This window comes from Cyanobium sp. Candia 9D4 (assembly GCF_024346155.1).
In the GTDB taxonomy this organism is placed as follows: Bacteria; Cyanobacteriota; Cyanobacteriia; order PCC-6307; family Cyanobiaceae; genus Cyanobium; species Cyanobium minutissimum.
Window position 1 is genome coordinate 1 of sequence record NZ_JAGQCK010000004.1, and the last position, 15,935, is coordinate 15,935.

Genomic DNA, 15,935 nt, shown 5'->3' on the forward strand with positions numbered 1-15,935 from the left:
TTCTGTTGGCCACCACATCGGACAGCGCAGCGGACAGCCCAGGGCAGCGGGCGGCTGAGGGGGCCGGCGGCAACGGCCAGGCCAGGCTCTTGAACAGGCACAGCGCTGGGCAGGCCAGGATGCGGGATTCAGATGTCGATCTGAGCCAGGCTGGTGATCGCCTCGAAGGGCCCGGCCTCCTGCTCCGGGTTGTCCTGGCGCAGGCTGAAGCGTGTCGCCATCCCGGCGGTCCGGGCGGCTTCCAGCTCGGCCCTGACATCACTCACAAAGAGAATCGCCCGGGGCTCCAGCCCCAAGGCGGCAGCGATGGCCTGGTAGCTGGCGGCCTCGCCCTTGGCACCGGTGCTCGTGTCGAACCAGTGGCTGAACAGGGGGCTCAGGTCACCGGCGTTGCTGTGGCGGTACAGGAGCTGCTGGGCCTTCACCGATCCCGAGGAGTAGACGGCCAGCTCCAGCCCAGCCGCTCGCCAGGCCCGCAGTGCCGGGGCCACATCCTCGAACAGGGGGCAGCGCAGTTCGCCGCCTGCATACCCCCGGTCCCAGATCAGACCCTGCAGCTCCTTCAGGGCCGGCAGCTTGCGGTCCTCATCGATCAGGCCCTGAAGGAACCGAACCCTCCCGTGATGGAGATCTGAGTTGCCGGAGCTGCCGCCGTTCCCCGCTTCATCGGGGGTGACCGTAGCGCCTTCACTGCTGTCGTCTCCAGCGGCTGCCATGGCCGCGTCGATCGCCTTGATCAGCGGAGCCAGGGCCGGCTTGTCGGCCTCCTCCCGCAGAAAACCATCCAGCCGTTCACGGGCGTAGGGAAAGAGCACCTGACTCACGAAGGGCACCGGGCAGGTGGTCCCTTCGATGTCAAGCAGCACGGCTCGAATGCCACCGGGTCTGGCCGGCAGCTGGCCCAGGGCCTCGAGCAGCAGGCGTCGCCAGCGCTGCTCCAGCAGCCACTCGAGGATTTCCAGGTGTCGCCGGGCTTCGGTGAGGTCGCCCCCCCAGGCGTAGAGACCATGGCCGCCGATCAGCAGGCCGTGGGGCGCGTCTGCCAGCAACGGGCCGGCGGTGGCACTGAGCTGGGCCAGGTCCTGGTCGTTGGCCAGCACCGGCAGCAGCACCCGGCGGCGATGGCTGTCGATGCCCGCCAGGCCCTTGAGCATTTCCAGACCCTGCAGCGGCAGGGCCCCCGCGTCCCTCCCCTCCGACAGACACCAGTCGGACAGCAGCGTGGCGGCGTGGGAGTGGGTGTGCAGCACGGCGCCGGCGCCGGTGCGCGCCACGATCTCCAGGTGCAGCAAGGTCTCGGCACTGGCCCGTCCCTCACCAGCCACCACCCGGGCGCTGGCGTCCACCTGGATCAGGGCCTCCGGCGCGACCGTGCCCTTGTCGACGCCGCTTGGGGCCATCAGCAGAACCAGCGGGTCACGCGAGAGAACGCAGCTGAAGTTGCCGCCGGTGCCGTCGCACCAGCCGCGGGCATGGATGGCCGCCATGGTCTGGCTGAGTTGGACGGCGAGGGCGCTGGTCACGCGGTATCTGGCAACGAGGGGAAAGGCTTGCGACCGAAAGGGGCGGCGGGGTCGGCCCCCTGGTCAGCTCTGGCAGCTGGGGCACCAGTGGCTGCTGCGCCCCCCCAGCTTCTCGCGCAGGATCACCGTCCCGCAACGGCGGCAGGGGGATCCGCCGCGGCGATACACCCAGGCCTGGCCGCCGTAGTTGCCGTTGGTGCCCTGCAGATCACGGAAATCACTGAAGGTGGTGCCACCGGCGCCGATGCTGGTCTCCAGCACCTCCACCAGGGCCAGCCGCAGCCGCTCCAGACGGCCCAGTGGCAGCCGGCCGCTGGGGGTCTGGGGCAGAATCCCGGCCGCGAACAGAGATTCGTCGGCGTAGATGTTGCCCACCCCCGCCACCAGCGATTGATCGAGCAGGGCATTCTTGATCGGCCGGCGTGAGCCCTTGAGCCGCCGCCGCAGGTAGGCGCCGCTGAACTCCGCCGCGAAGGGCTCGGGCCCCAGACGCCGCAGGCCGCCCATCACCTCCTCGTCGGCGACCCCGGGGGGCACCCACCACATCTGGCCGAAGCTGCGGGTGTCGACGAAGCGCAGTTCCTCTCCGGCCCCGCTCCAGACCCGCACCCGGGTGTGGGGGCAGGGGGGACGGTCCTCGGCCAGCCAGAGAAACTGGCCGGTCATGCGCAGGTGCACGCCCCAGCGACCCGCAGGGCAGCCGTCCGGGCCTTCGAGATCGGCCAGGAGGTACTTGCCGCGGCGGTGCCACCGGCCCACGCGAAGGCCCCGAAGGGCCCGGCAGAAATCGGCAGGGTCTTCGGGGCTGGCGATGGCGCGGGTGCGGAGCACCTCGACGCGGTCGATGACGAGACCGGAGGTCTGATGCTCAAGCCCCCGGCGTACGGTTTCGACCTCCGGGAGCTCGGGCATGCCCGGGATCGTAGGGCTGGGCGAGCAGGGCCTGGCTCGAAGCTCAGGCTTTGACCAATTCGCTCTCGGCGAAGTTGTTGGTGTTGATGCCGCCGTCGGAACCGCTGTAGCCGTTGTAGTTCACCTTTTCGAAGCGAACCACGACCGGGTAGCGGATGCCGGAGGTGTCAATCGAGGCCACCGTGCCCACTTCGTTGAACCAGTAGGACTCGGGACGCTTGATCCGTACTTTGTCGCCGCGGGAGATGGCCATCGCTGGGCTGGAAGGTCGGGTGGTCTGCGCAGCGACACTACCGGCGATCAGGGGCCCTTGCCCGGGCGATGTCACGGTTCGTTGCCGGCCCCGTGGCAGCATCCCCGCACCCACCGCCGGCCCCGCCGATGGTCCCGTCCATGGCCCTGCCCGAGGCCCCCCAGCTGCGTCTGGATCTGCCCGATCCGGAGAGCGACACCCTCAGCACGATGGAGTTTCTGGCCCGCCTGGAGGAGGCCTGGGCCGTCTGCGATCGTTTCGATCTGCAGACCGAAATCTGGCGGGGGCGGATCCTGCGTTCGGTGCGGGACCGGGAACGCCGGGGCGGCGAGGGGCGCGGCACCGGCTTCCTGCAGTGGCTGCGGGAGCGGGAGATCAGCAAGACCCGGGCCTATACCCTGATCCAGCTGGCGGAGTCGGCCGATGGCCTGGTGGGTGAAGGCCTGCTGGAGGAGGCCAGCGTCAACAACTTCTCCAAGCGGGCCTTCCTGGAGACGGCCCAGGCGGACCCGGAGGTCCAGCTGATGATCAGCGAGGCGGCCAACGAGGGCCAACAGATCACCCGCAAGCAGGTGCGCCGGCTCACCGATGAGTTCACCGCCGCCACCAGCCCCCTGCTGCCGGAGGAGATCCGCCAGCGCACCGCCGACAACCTGCTGCCCCCCCGGGCCGTGGCTCCCCTGGTGCGGGAACTGGCCAAGCTGCCCGAGGAGCAGCAGGACGACCTGCGACGCGTGCTGCGGGACGAACCGGAGCTGGAGCGGGTCAAGGATGTGACCCTCACGGCCCGGTGGCTCAGCAAGGCGGCCGAGGCGGGCCTGGCGGTGCGAGCCTTCCAGCAGGGGAACCTCGACCTGGAGAAGGCCCTGCAGGAGGCCCAGCGCCTTGATGCCCTGGGCCTCCTGGCCGATGCGGTCGGCCAGGCCCAGGCCCTGGAGAGCGCCGTGCTCAAGCTGCACACCAGCTGGCGCCGGCTGGGGGGCCTGCAGGAGCGGCTCTGGGTGGAGAGCGGCAGCAGCACGCCCCATCTGCGGGAGCTGCTCACCGTGCTGCAGAGCCTGAGCGGCACGACGATGCGGGTGTCCCTGGGGGAACTGGCCGGAGGCAAACGGGTGCGCCTGCAGCTGGTGGAGGAGTCCCCCGACCAGCTGGAGCCGCCCCCGCTGCACTGACGAGGCGCCCCCCACATCTGGTGGGAGCTAGGGTCTGCAGGTACCAGGGGTGGAGTGAGCTTGGGGGCCGATCCCCTCACCGAGAGCCTGCAGCGCCATTTCGGCTGGGAGAGTTTCCGGCCCGGTCAGCGCCCGGTGGTGGAGGCTCTGCTGGCCGGCCGTGACTGCCTGGCGGTGCTGCCCACCGGTGCCGGCAAGTCGCTCTGCTTCCAGCTCCCCGCCCTGGTGCGGGACGGCCTGGTGGTGGTGATCTCGCCCCTGGTGGCCCTGATGCAGGACCAGGTGAGCCAGCTGCAGGCCCGCGGCATCCCGGCGGCCTGTCTGCACCGGGGGCTGGATCCGGGACAGAGGCGCCAGCTGCAGCAGCGCCTGGCGGCGAACCGGCTGCGCCTGCTTTACCTGGCCCCGGAGCGAGCCCAGGCGGAGGCCACCCGCCAGCTGCTTGACGAGGCCCTCGAGACCGGCCGGCTGGTGGCCCTGGCGGTGGATGAGGCCCATTGCATCAGCGCCTGGGGCCACGACTTCCGCCCCGACTACCGGCGCCTCGGCCAGCTGCGGTCCCTCTGTCCGGGGGTGCCGCTGGTGGCCCTCAGTGCCACCGCCGCCCCCCAGGTGCGGGCCGACATCATCCGCCTGCTGCAGCTGCGGCGCCCCCTGGTCCAGGTGCGATCAGCCCGCCGCGGCAACCTCGCCTACACCATGCGGCGGCGCCCCGCCGATCCCCTGACGGAGGTGGTCGCGGCGATCGGCGAGTCCCGCGGGGCGGTGCTGATCTATGCCCGCACGCGGCGCTCGGTGGAGCAGTGGGCCGCGCGGCTGACGGCGGCGGGTGTGGAGGCGATCGCCTACCACGCCGGCATGGACCCCGAGAGCCGCCAGCTGGCCCTGCGCCATTTCCAGGAGCATCCCACGCCGGTGCTGGTGGCCACCGTCGCCTTCGGCATGGGAGTGGATCGGCCCGACGTGGGGCTGGTGCTGCACCTCGACCTGCCCGCCAGCGCCGAGGGCTACCTGCAGGAATCCGGCCGGGCCGGCCGCGACGGGCTGCCCGCCCGTTGCCTGGTGCTCTTCGATCCGGCCGACCGCACCAGCCTGGGCTGGGCCATGCGCTCCGCCGGCCAGCAGCTGCCCCCCGACCAGCGGCTGCTGGAGCGCCACCGGCTCGAGCTGGCCCAGCAGCAGCTGCGGCGCATCGAGGCGGTGGCCGAAGGGGAGGGCTGCCGGGAGCAGGCCCTGCTCCTGGCGGTGGGGGAGATCTCCCCGCCCTGCGGCCGCTGCGACAACTGCCTCTCGGCACCGTCCCGCAACGACTGGGCACCGCAGGCGGCCGTGCTGCTCTCCGCCCTGGAGGACCGCAGCGGCCGCGATCTGCGCAGCCTGGCGGAGGACCTGGCCGGTGCCCACGGAGAGGCCGAGCCCTCCTGGGCCTGGCTCGCCCGCCGGCTGGTGCAGGAAGAACTGATCAGCGAGAGCGATGACGGGGCCCAGCGCCTTTACCTGCGCCCCGTGGGCCGGAGCTACCTGCGGGATCCCTGGCCCCTGCGCTGGTCGGCCTGAAGCGTCGGCACCTGGCCGCCGCTCAGCTGCCGCGGGCCTTGCAGAGGTCGGAGACCAGCTGCTGCTCGAAATCGGCCTGGGGGTCGTCCCAGCTCTTCCACTGGCCGGCCTGGCTGGTGGCGTTGAGCTTGCGGGCGCTGCAGTTGACGGCCAGGTAGAGGGATTCCCCCTGGGAATTGAGGGTGGGGGCCACCATGCTGCCGCCCATGGGCTGCCAGTTGGCCCAGTCCACCTGCAGGGGGCCGTAATTGCGCCAGTCCGGCTTGCCGGGGCTCGCCGTGGCCGTGCTGGCGGGCCGGGGGGCGGCGGCCACCGTGGCCGGCTGCGGGCGGGGCGTCGCTGCGGGGGTGGCCCGGGCGACGCTGGGGGCTGGGCGGCTGGCGGCCGGCGTCTGTGCCGGTGCCGGCGCAGGTTTGGCCGCCGTCGCGGCCGGCTGGGGTCGGGCCGCGGGTGCCGGTGCGGGCCTGCTCGCCGTGGTGGCCGGCTTGGGCGCCGGCTTCGCCGCCGCCGCGGGTCGGGCGGCCGGCCGGGGGGCGGGGGTGCTGGCCGGCTTCAGCCGCAGCCGGGTGCCGGATTCCACCAGGTCGGGGTCGCTGATGCGGTTGAGGGCGATCAGCTGCTTCATTGGAACGCCATAGGCGTCGGCGATCTGGGAGAGGCTTTCGCCGCTGCGGACCACGTGCTCGTTGGCCTTGCGGTTGACCCTGGCGACCGGGGCGGCGCTGCGGGGGGAGGAGGGCACCACCAGCTTCTGGCCGGCCTCGATGTGGTCCGCCTTGCTGAGGCCGTTGAGCTGCATCAGCCGGCTGACGGTGATGCCGTGCCGCTCGGCGATCTCGGAGAGGGTTTCCCCTGGGGCCACGGTGAGGCTGCCGCCGGACGCCCGGGGTCTCGCCGCACCCCCGGGCAGCGTCAGGGTCCGGCCCGCTTCGACCAGGTCGGGATCGCTGATCCCGTTCATCTTCATCAGGGTGGTCACGCTCACCCGGTGGCGGGCGGCGATGTCGGAGAGGGTCTCACCGGGCTTGACGGTCACCTGGGCAGCCAGAGCCGGCAGCGGCAACACCATGGCTAGAGCCAGGGCGATGAGGGGGCGGCGCATGGGCACTAGGGATAGCTGCTGGCACGTTAAGGTCCGCGTCCAGGCCCGCCCAGCCCCCCTCAGCCCATCAGACGACGGACCAGGCCCAGCCTGCCGGGGTAGGGGGGGAAGCGGATCGGGGGATCGGGTCGCAGCGGCCGGCAGATCACGCTGCGCTGGTGGGAGAACGTGAGGAAGCCGGCTTCCCCGTGGTAGGCCCCCATGCCGCTGGCGCCGATACCGCCGAAGGGCAGGGCGGCCATGCCCCCCTGGATCACCGTGTCGTTGACCACCAGGCTGCCCGAACCGCTGCCCGCCAGCGCCCGTTCCCGCTCGGATGCGCCGCCGCCGAACAGATAGAGGGCCAGGGGTTTCGGGTCCCGGCGCACCAGCGTCAGGGCCTCCTCCAGGTCCGCCACCGCCAGCAGGGGCAGGATCGGGGCGAACAGCTCCTCCCGCAGCAGCGGATCGTCGTCGGGATCGTCGATCGCCACCACCGTGGGCTCAATCCGCCGCCCGGCTTCGTCCCAGCGACCGCCCAGCAGCACCTGGCCCTTCTCCCGCGCCTGGGCCAGCAGCCCCTGGAGCCGCGCGAAGCGCGCCGCCCCGACCAGTTGCCCCAGATCGGGGCTGGCCAGGGGATCCTGGCCGTACAGGGCCCGGCTCTGTTCCCGGAACGCGGCCACCAGGGCCTCCCGCAACCCGGCCGCCACCAGCACATGGTTGGGGGCCAGACAGGTCTGGCCGGCGTTGAGGCAGCGCCCCCACAGCAGCCGCCGGGCGGTGATGGTCGGATCCGCATCCGCCAGCACGATCGCCGGATTCCGGCCCCCCAGCTCCAGCGTCACGGGGGTGAGATGGCGGGCGGCGGCCGCCATCACCAGCCGTCCCACCCGCTCCCCGCCGGTGAAGAGGATGTGGTCGAAACGCTCCCGCTCCAGCAGCCGGGCGGCCACGGCCCCGTCGCCGCACACCACCTGGACCACCGTGGGCTCGAAGTGGCGGCCGAGCAGCTCCGCCAGCAGGGCCGCCGCGGCGGGGCTCAGTTCGGAGGGCTTGACCACGGCCGTGTTGCCCGCGGCCAGGGCATGGAGCAGGGGGTGGAGGCAGAGCTCGAAGGGATAGTTCCAGGCGCCGATGATCAGGACGCAGCCCAGGGGTTCGGTGCGCACCGAGCCCTGGCCGGGCCAGGCCCACAGGGGCAGGGGGCGGCGGCGGGGACGCATCCAGCCGGCCAGGTGGCGGCGGGTGTGGCGCAGCTCCTGGCGCAGGGCCGCCAACTCGAAGCCCCCTTCCATGGCGGAGCGGCCCAGGTCGCTGGCCAGGGCGTCCAGCATCGCCGGCTCCGCCGACTCCAGCAGGCGGCCCAGCCGCTGCAGCTGCTCCAGCCGCCAGGCCAGGGGCCGGGTGATGCCCCCCTCCACCAGGGCGCGCATCGTGGCCACCGGCACCGTCAGGGGGGAGGGACTGGCGCCGGGGCTGGCGGGAGCGGCCGGTGGGGACATGGGGTGGGGCCCTTTCCGCCCAGGCTGGCAAATCCTTCCCCGCCGCGGCCCCGGCCGTACGGGTGGGCCTCAGGGGGCGCCGCAGCCGGCCTGGAACACGGCCCGCCGCAGGTTGTCGAGCCGTGGGGAGGCGGGGCCTTCAAAGGCGTAAAGCAGGGCCAGGCCCAGGCTGAGGTCGCCCCGGTCGAAGTTGCGCTGGATGGAGGCCCACCAGGCGAGCGGATCACTGCCCAGGCCATCGAGCTCCCGTTGGGCCCGCTCCATACGCTCGGCTGGATCACCCTCCAGCAGGATGATGGCGAAGTCGTCCCTGCGGACGCCCTGGGGCCGCAGCAGCAGCTGCAACTGCTGGCCCGGGCGGATCGGCGCCAGGGGCCAGGCGATCGGCCCGTCGATGGCCTCGCCCGGGAGGGCCTGCCGCTGCCAGAGCAGCTCACCGGCCCGCTCGATCCGCACCTCCTCAAGGCTTTCGGTGCTCAGGATCGTGGGGGCTCCGATCGGGACGGCGGCCACGGCCTCCCCCCGGGCATTGAGCGCCAGCCTGGGGGTCAGCACGCAGACCGTGGCGGCCAGCAGGCGAGCTCCAGGGGGCAACAGGGCCAGGGCGAGGCCGAGGCCGATCGCCAGGCAGGTCCGGCGCACGGCGGGGAGCAACGGGATGCTGACCAAGGGAATGAAACGACGCTAACGGCCGCCGGCGCTCACCCGGCCACGCTCAGCAGGTTGAGGCCGTGCAGCCCTTCGAACAGCAGGTAGGCCCCGAGCACCAGGGCGAGGACCCCCACCAGCCACTCGGCCTTGTGCTGCAGCCAATCCTCCAGGCGCATGATCGGCTCGCGGATCGCCCCGCCGCTCACCAGCCAGGCCAGGGGCGGCAGCAGCAGCAGGGAGCTGGCCATCAGGGTGAACAGGCCCGTCACCTCCGCATCTGCGGTGAGGCCGGGATCGTTGAGCAGCAACAGGCCGGCCTCCTTGAGATAGAAGACCAGGTTCTCCGGGGTGAGCAGGGCGCTGGTGGCACCGATCAGCACCAGGGTGAAGGTGCTGAAGTCGGGCAGCTGGTTCATCAGCCGCAGGGCCATCCCCTCCTCGCCGATGTTGGCCTGGGGCGTGAGCTGGTACAGACCCAGGCCCACGAGGGCGCCGGCCCCGAGCAGGTCGATCAGCACCTGCTCCCGCTCGCCGTGGCTGAGGCTGATGGCGAAGGTTTCCCCCAGCACCATCAGCAGCACGATGGCCAGGGCGTTGGCGGCTGCCCAGCCCGCCACGTAGGCCATGGCGCGCTTCAGGGGGTCACGGCCCAGCAGCAGCAGGGTGACCACCGCGATGTGCAGGGGGCTGAAGGCGATGCCGATCCCGAACAGAGACGACTGGGTGATCAGGGCCGGAGACAGGAGCGCGGGAACGCTGAGGCAGACGGGGGACAACAGGGGCGGCAATCAGACCGTCCGGGCGGCGGAGGTCCCGCATTCTCGGGCATGCTCCCGGTCCACCGCGAATGGAATCCCAGCGCCGCCTGAGCACCTGCGGGGAGGGGGAGGGGCTGGGGGTGAAAGCCCTTGACGAGACTTGAACTCGTGACCTCTCCCTTACCAAGGGAGTGCTCTACCGCTGAGCTACAAGGGCATGTGGAAGGTGGGCCGGGTTGGATTTGAACCAACGTAGGCAGAGCCAGCGGATTTACAGTCCGCCCCCATTAACCACTCGGGCACCGACCCGAACCACACCCTCAGAACTTACCAGCCGACCTTCCCGCCTCCGCCCTGCTCTTCCCGCCCTCTCCCCTCCCCGATGCGCCTGCTCGTGCTCCATGGCCCCAACCTCAACCTGCTCGGCCAGCGGGAGCCGGGCCTCTACGGCAGCAGCACCCTGGCGGCCATCGATGCCGCCCTGGAGCAGCAGGCCGCGGCGCTGGGGGTGAAGCTCACCTGCTTTCAGAGCAACCACGAGGGGGCCCTGGTGGACCGCATCCAGCAGGCCGGAGGGCAGGCCGGCAGCCCGGCCAGCGACGGGATCCTGATCAACGCCGCCGCCTACACCCACACCTCGGTGGCGATCCGTGATGCCCTGCTGGCGGTGGCCCTGCCCTTCGTGGAGGTGCACCTGAGCAACACCCACGCCCGCGAGCCCTTCCGCCATCGTTCCCTGCTGGCGGACCGGGCCCTGGGGGTCATCTGCGGCTTCGGCGCCACCAGCTACCGCCTCGCCCTCGAGGGCCTGGTGGCCCATCTGCGGGCCTCGGCATGAGCGGCGCCTCCCTGCCGGTGGCGGCCGAGGCCCCGGTGGCGGCGGCGGCCCGGGTGCGGTGGCTGGCGGCCCCCAGCAGCGCCGCCTGGCTGGAGCAGGCCCTGGCCCACCCGGAGCTGCTGCTGATCGACCACGCCCATTGCGAGCGCAAGGCGGCCGGCGCCGCCCTGCAGCTGATGTTCCGCTACCCGTCCGACGGGGAGCTGGCGGCCGTGCTCAGCCCCCTGGCCCGGGAGGAACTGGAGCACTTCGAGCGGGTTCAGGCCCTGCTGGAACGGCGCGGCCTCGGCCTGCGGGCCCTGGCCGCCCCGCCCTACGGCGCCGCCCTGGCCGCCCTGGTGCGCCGCGCCGAGCCCGAGCGGATGCTCGACAGCTTCCTGGTGGCGGGTCTGATCGAGGCCCGCAGCCACGAGCGGATGGCCCTGCTGGCCGCCCACAGTCCCGATCCGGAGCTACGGGACCTCTACGCCGACCTGCTGGCCAGCGAGGCGCGCCATTTCGGCCTCTACTGGGTGCTCTGCGAGCGGCGCTGGCCCCGGCCAGTGGTGACCGATCGGCTCACGGCCCTGGCCGAGAGCGAGGCGGGGATCCTGGCCTGTCTCCATCCGCAACCGCGCATGCACAGCTGAGGCGGGTGATCAGGCCGCGGCCAGGATTTCCTCCAGCAGCGGGAAGCTGGACGCGATTGGATCGCCGGTGAAGCTGGCCACCCAGCCATCGCTGTTGTCGAAGAAGCGCAGGGCGCAGAAGGACGGACGCGCCCCGGTGTCGAACCAGTGGCGGGTGCCGGCCGGCACCCCGATCCAGTCGCCCTGCTCGCACACCACCTGGAGCACCTCGCCTTCAATGTGCAGGCAGAAGAGCCCGCGGCCTTCCACGAAGAAGCGCACCTCGTCTTCGGCGTGGGTGTGCTCGGAGAGGAACTTGGCCCGCAGGGCCTCCCGGTCAGGATGGTCCGGGCCGAGCCGGATCGCATCCACGGTGCGGTAGCCCCCCTCGGCATGCACCCGGGCGATCTCGGCGGCATAGGCAGCCAGGATCGCGGCCTGGTCGGCGTCCGCCGCCAGGGAGGCCGGCGTGGCCCAGCGCTCGAAGCGCACGCCCCGGGCCCCGAGTTCCCGGGCGATCACTTCGGCGTCGCTGCTGCGCAGCAGGGGGGCGGCGTGGCCGTCGCCGGCGGCGGAACGGATCACCAGGTGGGTCATCGGGGCGCTCCAGGACGGTCTGGGGATCTGCAGCCTAGAAAGACCCGACGCTGACCTCAGCCCCATCACCGACCCTGCATCCACCGCCGGCCTCACCCTGGTGGGTGTGGGACCCGGTGATCCCGACCTGCTCACCGTGGCGGCGGTGCGGGCGATCGAAGCCGCCGCCACCATCGCCTACCCGGTCGCCCGCGAAGGGGCTGAGGGGATGGCGGCCGCCGTGGCCGGCCCCTGGATCGGCGCCGGCCAGCGGCGCCTGCCCCTGGTGTTCCCGATGGTGGCGGCGGCGGAGCCACGTCGGCAGGCCTGGCAGGCCGCCGCCGACCGGCTGGCGGCCGAGGTGGCCCAGGGGCGGTCGGTGGTGCTGCTCTGCGAGGGCGACGTGTCCCTGTTCGCCAGCAGCAGCTACGTGCTGCTGGCGCTGCGGGATCGCCATCCCGCCCTGCCGGTGCGCCTGATCCCGGGCATCAGCGCCGTGGCGGCGGCCGCCGCCGCCGGGGCCTGGCCCCTGGCCCTGCAGCAGGAGGGGCTGCTGATCCGCCCCACCCCGGAGGAGCCCGGCCAGCTGGAGGACCTGCTGGCCCAGGCGGCCGCCGCTGGCTGGGTGCTGGCCCTGCTCAAGCTGGGGGGCCGCTGGCCCTGGGTGCGCCCGCTGCTGGCCGAGCGGGGTCTGCTGGCGGACGCGTTGTTCGCCCAGCGGGTGGGCTGGCCCGACCAGCGGCTTTGCCCGGCGGCCGAGGTGCCCGCCGCCGAGGTTCCCTACTTCTCCCTGCTGCTCATCCGGCAGGGGTGGCCGGCGGTGCTTCCATGACCGTTCGCGTTTTGCCCCGCCCTTGCCGATGCCTGCCGCCGGGATGACCGCCACCGGGATGACCGTCACCGACTGGTTCGCCCTGCTGCACCCGGTGCTGATCATCCTGTTTGTGTACCCGGTGGTGGGCGCCACCATCCGGCTCGGAATCCTGGCGCGGGAGCGTCGCCTCGACATCAACCCCCTGCCGCCGACGGTGGGGGTGGAGCACACCGACCACGGCCGCTGGGTGACCTCGGGGGTGGTGGTGGCGGTGCTGATCGCCATGGCGGCCACCTATGCCCGGGGGGGTGCAACGGGCGACGCCGGGGCCGGGCTGGCGCTGCTGCTGGCCGGGCTGGGGTGCCTGGTGAGCTGTCTGGCCCTGTGGCGGGTGAAGGGCCCCTGGCTGCGGGCCGGTTTCGCCCTGATCTGCTGGCTGGGGCTGCTGACCCTGGGCAGCCAGCCGGCCCTGTGGCACCTGGGCCGCAGCCCCTTCGACGGGGTCGTGTGGGGGTCCCACTACTGGAGCGGCGTGATGCTCTGCGGCCTGCTGCTGTTCGCCATGGCGGCCGCCCCCGAGACCCTCCGCTCCCCCCGGATGCGGAGGCTCCACGTCTCGGCCGCCTTCCTCACCGCCCTGCTGCTGGCGGTGCAGGCCATCAGCGGCAGCCGGGACCTGCTGGGCATGGCTCTGGGTCACTGAACTCCACCTCCGCCTCCGCCCGTTGCAGCAGACCCAGGGCGCCCTCCAGGCTGGGGGCCACCATCAGGTCGCGCCGCAGCCGGGCGGCGCCGGCGAAGCCCTGGCAGGTCCAGCCCAGATGCTTGCGGGCGATCAGCAGCCCCTGATCGCCGCGGGCGGCCACCAGGGCCTCCAGGTGCTCCCGGGCCAGGGCGATGCGGGCGTGTGCGTCAGGCTCCGGCGGCAGGGGCCGGCCGGCGAGGGCCGCGGCGATGCGCCCCACCAGCCAGGGGCGCCCCAGGGTGCCCCGCCCCACCATCACCCCGTCGGCGCCAGTGATCGCCAGGCAGCGCAGGGCGTCTTCCGGGCCGGTGATGTCGCCGTTGGCGATCAGCGGAATCCGCACGGCCGCTTTCACCCGCCCGATCGCGTCCCAGTCGGCCCGGCCGGAGAAGCCCTGCTCCCGGGTGCGGCCGTGCAGGGTGAGGGCACGGGCACCGGCGTTCTGCAGGGCGAGGGCGAAGCCCACCGGATCGGCGCTGGACCCGCACCAGCCCAGCCGGGTCTTCACCGTCACCGGCACCCGCACCGCCGCCGCCACCGCCGCCACGATCCGCAGGGCCAGATCGGGCTGGCGCAGCAGGCCGCTGCCGCCGCCCTTGCGGGCGATCTTGCGCACCGGGCAGCCCATGTTGATGTCGATCAGCCAGGCCCCGGCCGCCTCGGCCCGGCGGGCCGCCTCGGCCATGGCGTCGGGCCGGTGGTCGAACAGCTGCACCCCGACGGGGCCGGGATCCTGGTCGAGGGCCGCCATCTTGGCGCCGCCGTGGCCCAGCTCCAGCGCCGTGGCATTCACCATCTCCGTGAACAGGAGCGCATCGGGGGCCCAGCGGCGCACCAGGGCGCGGAAGATGCCGTCGCTCACCCCCGCCAGGGGCGATTGCAGCACCCGGCAGGTGAGCAGCCTGTCGGTGCCGTTGCCCGCCAGCTGCAGGGGGCCGGTGGGGCAGGGATGGGGGGCGGGGCTGGGCATGCTGGGGTCACTCTCGGATGCCAGACGCCGCTTTGGACGCTGCCGCCGCTGCCCCCTTGAAGCCCGATGGTGCCCCAGGACCGTTTCCCCTCAGCCGCGCCCTGCTGGAGGTGGTGCTGGAGGACCGCACGAGCGATCGCTTCGTTTGCCGGCTCATCTGGGAGCGGCTGGGCTATCGCCCCGACGCCGATGGGCGCTGGCAGGCCGGGCCCGACACCCCGCCGGCCTGGGCCGAGGCCTTTCCCGAGGCACCGGAGCTGATCGCCGAGCGGCCCGCGAGCGTGCGGCTCACCCGCTCGGTCGCCCCCGAACACAAGCAGTTGCTCAAGGAGCAGCTGGGCTTCGCCGGGTACCGCATCGGTGGCCTCTATCCCCGCCGCACCCGGCGGGCCACGGCGGTGAACTGGTTGCTGGCCAATCTGGCCGAGCGGGGCGAACCTCTGCCGGAAGCGGGCCCGCTTCCGGAGCTCCTGGATCCGCCCGAGGATCCGGTGGCCGGCCATCCCGGCGATCCCCCGGTGGGTTGAGGCGGCGGTGGGCTGGGGCGTCGGTGGCTCTGTAGGGTCTAGGTAACGCATCCGTCGTAAGGAATAAGTCAGATTGGCGCTCCCCGTCGTCGCCGTGATCGGACGCCCCAATGTGGGCAAGTCCACGCTGGTCAACCGGCTCTGCCGCAGCCGTGAGGCCATCGTCCACGACCAGCCCGGTGTGACCCGGGACCGCACATACCAGGAGGGCTTCTGGGGTGACCGCACCTTCCGGGTGGTGGACACCGGCGGCCTGGTGTTCGATGACGACAGCGAATTCCTGCCCGAGATCCGGGAGCAGGCCAACCTGGCCCTGGCCGAGGCGTCGGTGGCGGTGGTCATCGTTGATGGCCAGCAGGGGGTCACCGCCGCCGATGAATCGATCGCCGAGTGGCTGCGGGGCCACAACGTCCCCGTGCTGCTGGGGGTGAACAAGTGCGAGTCGCCCGATCAGGGCCTGGCCATGGCGGCCGACTTCTGGGGGCTGGGCCTGGGCGAGCCCCACCCGATCTCCGCCATCCATGGCGCCGGCACGGGCGATCTGCTCGACCGGGTGATCAGCTTCCTGCCGGCCACCACCGAGAGCGATGAGGCCGAGCCGATCCAGTTGGCGATCATCGGCCGTCCCAACGTGGGCAAGTCCAGCCTGCTGAATGCCATCTGCGGCGAGAACCGGGCCATCGTCAGTCCGATCCGCGGCACCACCCGCGACACGATCGACACCACGATCGAGCGGGAGGGCCACACCTGGAAGCTGCTCGACACCGCCGGCATCCGCCGGCGCCGCAGCGTCGACTACGGCCCGGAGTACTTCGGCATCACCCGCAGCTTCAAGGCGATCGAGCGCAGCGACGTCTGCATCCTCGTGATCGATGCCCTCGATGGGGTCACCGAGCAGGACCAGCGCCTGGCGGGCCGCATCGAGGAGGACGGCCGCGCCTGTGCCGTGGTCGTCAACAAGTGGGACCTGATCGAGAAGGACAGCCACACCATGAGCGCCATGGAGAAGGAGCTGCGCGCCAAGCTCTACTTCCTTGACTGGGCGCCGATGCTGTTCACCTCCGCCGTCACCGGCCAGCGGGTGGAGAGCATCTTCGCCATCGCCGCCGTGGCGGTGGAGCAGCACCGCCGCCGGGTGAGCACCTCGGTGGTGAACGAGGTGCTGCAGGAGGCCCTGCGCTGGCGCTCCCCCCCCACCACCCGGGGCGGCCGCCAGGGCCGCCTCTACTACGGCACCCAGGTGGCGACACGCCCGCCCAGCTTCACCCTGTTCGTCAACGACCCCAAGCTGTTCGGCGACACCTACCGCCGCTACGTCGAGCGCCAGATCCGCGAGGCCCTGGGCTTCGAGGGATCGCCGGTACGGCTCTTCTGGCGCGGCAAGCAGCAGCGGGACGCCGAGAAGGAGCAGGCCCGCCACCAGAGCCGGGGCGGCTGAGATTGAT

Annotated in this window: 17 protein-coding genes, 2 tRNA genes and 1 pseudogene; 8 read left to right on the forward strand and 12 right to left on the reverse strand. The window is 72.3% G+C overall.

Annotated elements, in window-relative coordinates:
• Nucleotides 1-128 precede the first annotated feature (128 nt).
• The 4 genes and pseudogenes from mtnC to KBZ08_RS10170 form a co-directional block, all read right to left on the reverse strand.
• Nucleotides 129-896, reverse strand: a complete 768-nt coding sequence (gene mtnC / locus KBZ08_RS16645) for an acireductone synthase (protein ID WP_396122411.1) — start codon at nt 894-896, stop codon at nt 129-131.
• Nucleotides 897-935: 39 nt separating this feature from the next.
• Nucleotides 936-1,523: pseudogene (mtnB, locus tag KBZ08_RS16650) on the reverse strand (methylthioribulose 1-phosphate dehydratase); the annotation flags it as partial.
• Between the two features lie 63 nt (nt 1,524-1,586).
• Entirely contained in the window at nt 1,587-2,435 is an 849-nt protein-coding gene (locus KBZ08_RS10165; RefSeq protein WP_254972769.1) for a DNA-formamidopyrimidine glycosylase, read from the reverse strand.
• A gap of 43 nt (nt 2,436-2,478) precedes the next feature.
• Nucleotides 2,479-2,688, reverse strand: coding sequence for a photosystem I reaction center subunit IV (locus KBZ08_RS10170; protein ID WP_106220233.1), 210 nt, complete (start codon nt 2,686-2,688; stop codon nt 2,479-2,481).
• Nucleotides 2,689-2,816: 128 nt separating this feature from the next.
• Here KBZ08_RS10170 and KBZ08_RS10175 point away from each other — a divergent pair, with 128 nt between their 5' ends.
• Together KBZ08_RS10175 and KBZ08_RS10180 are read left to right on the forward strand one after the other, a co-directional pair.
• Nucleotides 2,817-3,860, forward strand: coding sequence for a hypothetical protein (locus KBZ08_RS10175; protein ID WP_181280050.1), 1,044 nt, complete (start codon nt 2,817-2,819; stop codon nt 3,858-3,860).
• 60 nt (nt 3,861-3,920) lie between these two features.
• A complete protein-coding gene (locus tag KBZ08_RS10180) occupies nt 3,921-5,417 on the forward strand; it encodes an ATP-dependent DNA helicase RecQ (RefSeq protein ID WP_106220234.1) in 1,497 nt (498 codons plus the stop codon).
• A gap of 22 nt (nt 5,418-5,439) precedes the next feature.
• Here the strand turns inward: KBZ08_RS10180 and KBZ08_RS10185 are convergent, their stop codons facing one another.
• The 6 genes from KBZ08_RS10185 to KBZ08_RS10210 form a co-directional block, all read right to left on the reverse strand.
• A complete protein-coding gene (locus KBZ08_RS10185) occupies nt 5,440-6,519 on the reverse strand; it encodes a LysM peptidoglycan-binding domain-containing protein (protein WP_254972771.1) in 1,080 nt (359 codons plus the stop codon).
• A gap of 59 nt (nt 6,520-6,578) precedes the next feature.
• The gene (locus KBZ08_RS10190; RefSeq protein WP_254972773.1) at nt 6,579-8,003 is read right to left on the reverse strand and encodes an aldehyde dehydrogenase family protein; all 1,425 of its coding nucleotides are present in this window, start codon (nt 8,001-8,003) and stop codon (nt 6,579-6,581) included.
• Nucleotides 8,004-8,072: 69 nt separating this feature from the next.
• Entirely contained in the window at nt 8,073-8,645 is a 573-nt protein-coding gene (locus KBZ08_RS10195; RefSeq protein WP_254972774.1) for a hypothetical protein, read from the reverse strand.
• A gap of 59 nt (nt 8,646-8,704) precedes the next feature.
• Nucleotides 8,705-9,430 (reverse strand): GAP family protein, encoded by a 726-nt coding sequence (locus tag KBZ08_RS10200; RefSeq protein ID WP_219904013.1) that lies wholly within the window; start codon nt 9,428-9,430, stop codon nt 8,705-8,707.
• 127 nt (nt 9,431-9,557) lie between these two features.
• Nucleotides 9,558-9,629: transfer RNA gene (locus KBZ08_RS10205), tRNA-Thr, on the reverse strand.
• 10 nt (nt 9,630-9,639) lie between these two features.
• Nucleotides 9,640-9,721, reverse strand: a tRNA-Tyr gene (locus tag KBZ08_RS10210).
• A gap of 73 nt (nt 9,722-9,794) precedes the next feature.
• Between KBZ08_RS10210 and aroQ the strand changes: the two genes are divergently transcribed.
• On the forward strand, nt 9,795-10,250 hold the full coding sequence (gene aroQ / locus KBZ08_RS10215) for a type II 3-dehydroquinate dehydratase (RefSeq protein ID WP_254972775.1): 456 nt from the start codon (nt 9,795-9,797) through the stop codon (nt 10,248-10,250).
• Nucleotides 10,247-10,879: a tRNA-(ms[2]io[6]A)-hydroxylase gene (locus tag KBZ08_RS10220; RefSeq protein ID WP_254972776.1), complete on the forward strand. Its 633-nt coding sequence runs from the start codon at nt 10,247-10,249 to the stop codon at nt 10,877-10,879. Before aroQ ends, KBZ08_RS10220 begins: the two co-directional genes overlap by 4 nt.
• Nucleotides 10,880-10,888: 9 nt before the next feature.
• Here KBZ08_RS10220 and KBZ08_RS10225 read toward each other — a convergent pair whose 3' ends face one another.
• Nucleotides 10,889-11,455: an acireductone dioxygenase gene (locus KBZ08_RS10225; RefSeq protein WP_254972777.1), complete on the reverse strand. Its 567-nt coding sequence runs from the start codon at nt 11,453-11,455 to the stop codon at nt 10,889-10,891.
• A gap of 100 nt (nt 11,456-11,555) precedes the next feature.
• Here KBZ08_RS10225 and cobI point away from each other — a divergent pair, with 100 nt between their 5' ends.
• Complete coding sequence (cobI, locus tag KBZ08_RS10230) at nt 11,556-12,266, forward strand: precorrin-2 C(20)-methyltransferase (protein WP_254972778.1); 711 nt, start codon at nt 11,556-11,558, stop codon at nt 12,264-12,266.
• Nucleotides 12,267-12,294: 28 nt separating this feature from the next.
• Nucleotides 12,295-12,951, forward strand: a complete 657-nt coding sequence (locus KBZ08_RS10235; RefSeq protein WP_254972779.1) for a DUF4079 domain-containing protein — start codon at nt 12,295-12,297, stop codon at nt 12,949-12,951.
• Here the strand turns inward: KBZ08_RS10235 and dusB are convergent.
• Nucleotides 12,908-13,963, reverse strand: a complete 1,056-nt coding sequence (dusB, locus tag KBZ08_RS10240) for a tRNA dihydrouridine synthase DusB (RefSeq protein WP_254972780.1) — start codon at nt 13,961-13,963, stop codon at nt 12,908-12,910. The genes KBZ08_RS10235 and dusB overlap by 44 nt on opposite strands.
• 17 nt (nt 13,964-13,980) lie before the next feature.
• Here dusB and KBZ08_RS10245 point away from each other — a divergent pair, with 17 nt between their 5' ends.
• Both KBZ08_RS10245 and der read left to right on the forward strand, forming a co-directional pair.
• A complete protein-coding gene (locus tag KBZ08_RS10245) occupies nt 13,981-14,490 on the forward strand; it encodes a DUF1823 family protein (protein WP_254972781.1) in 510 nt (169 codons plus the stop codon).
• Nucleotides 14,491-14,563: 73 nt separating this feature from the next.
• The gene (der, locus tag KBZ08_RS10250; protein WP_106220244.1) at nt 14,564-15,928 is read left to right on the forward strand and encodes a ribosome biogenesis GTPase Der; all 1,365 of its coding nucleotides are present in this window, start codon (nt 14,564-14,566) and stop codon (nt 15,926-15,928) included.
• Nucleotides 15,929-15,935 lie beyond the last annotated feature (7 nt).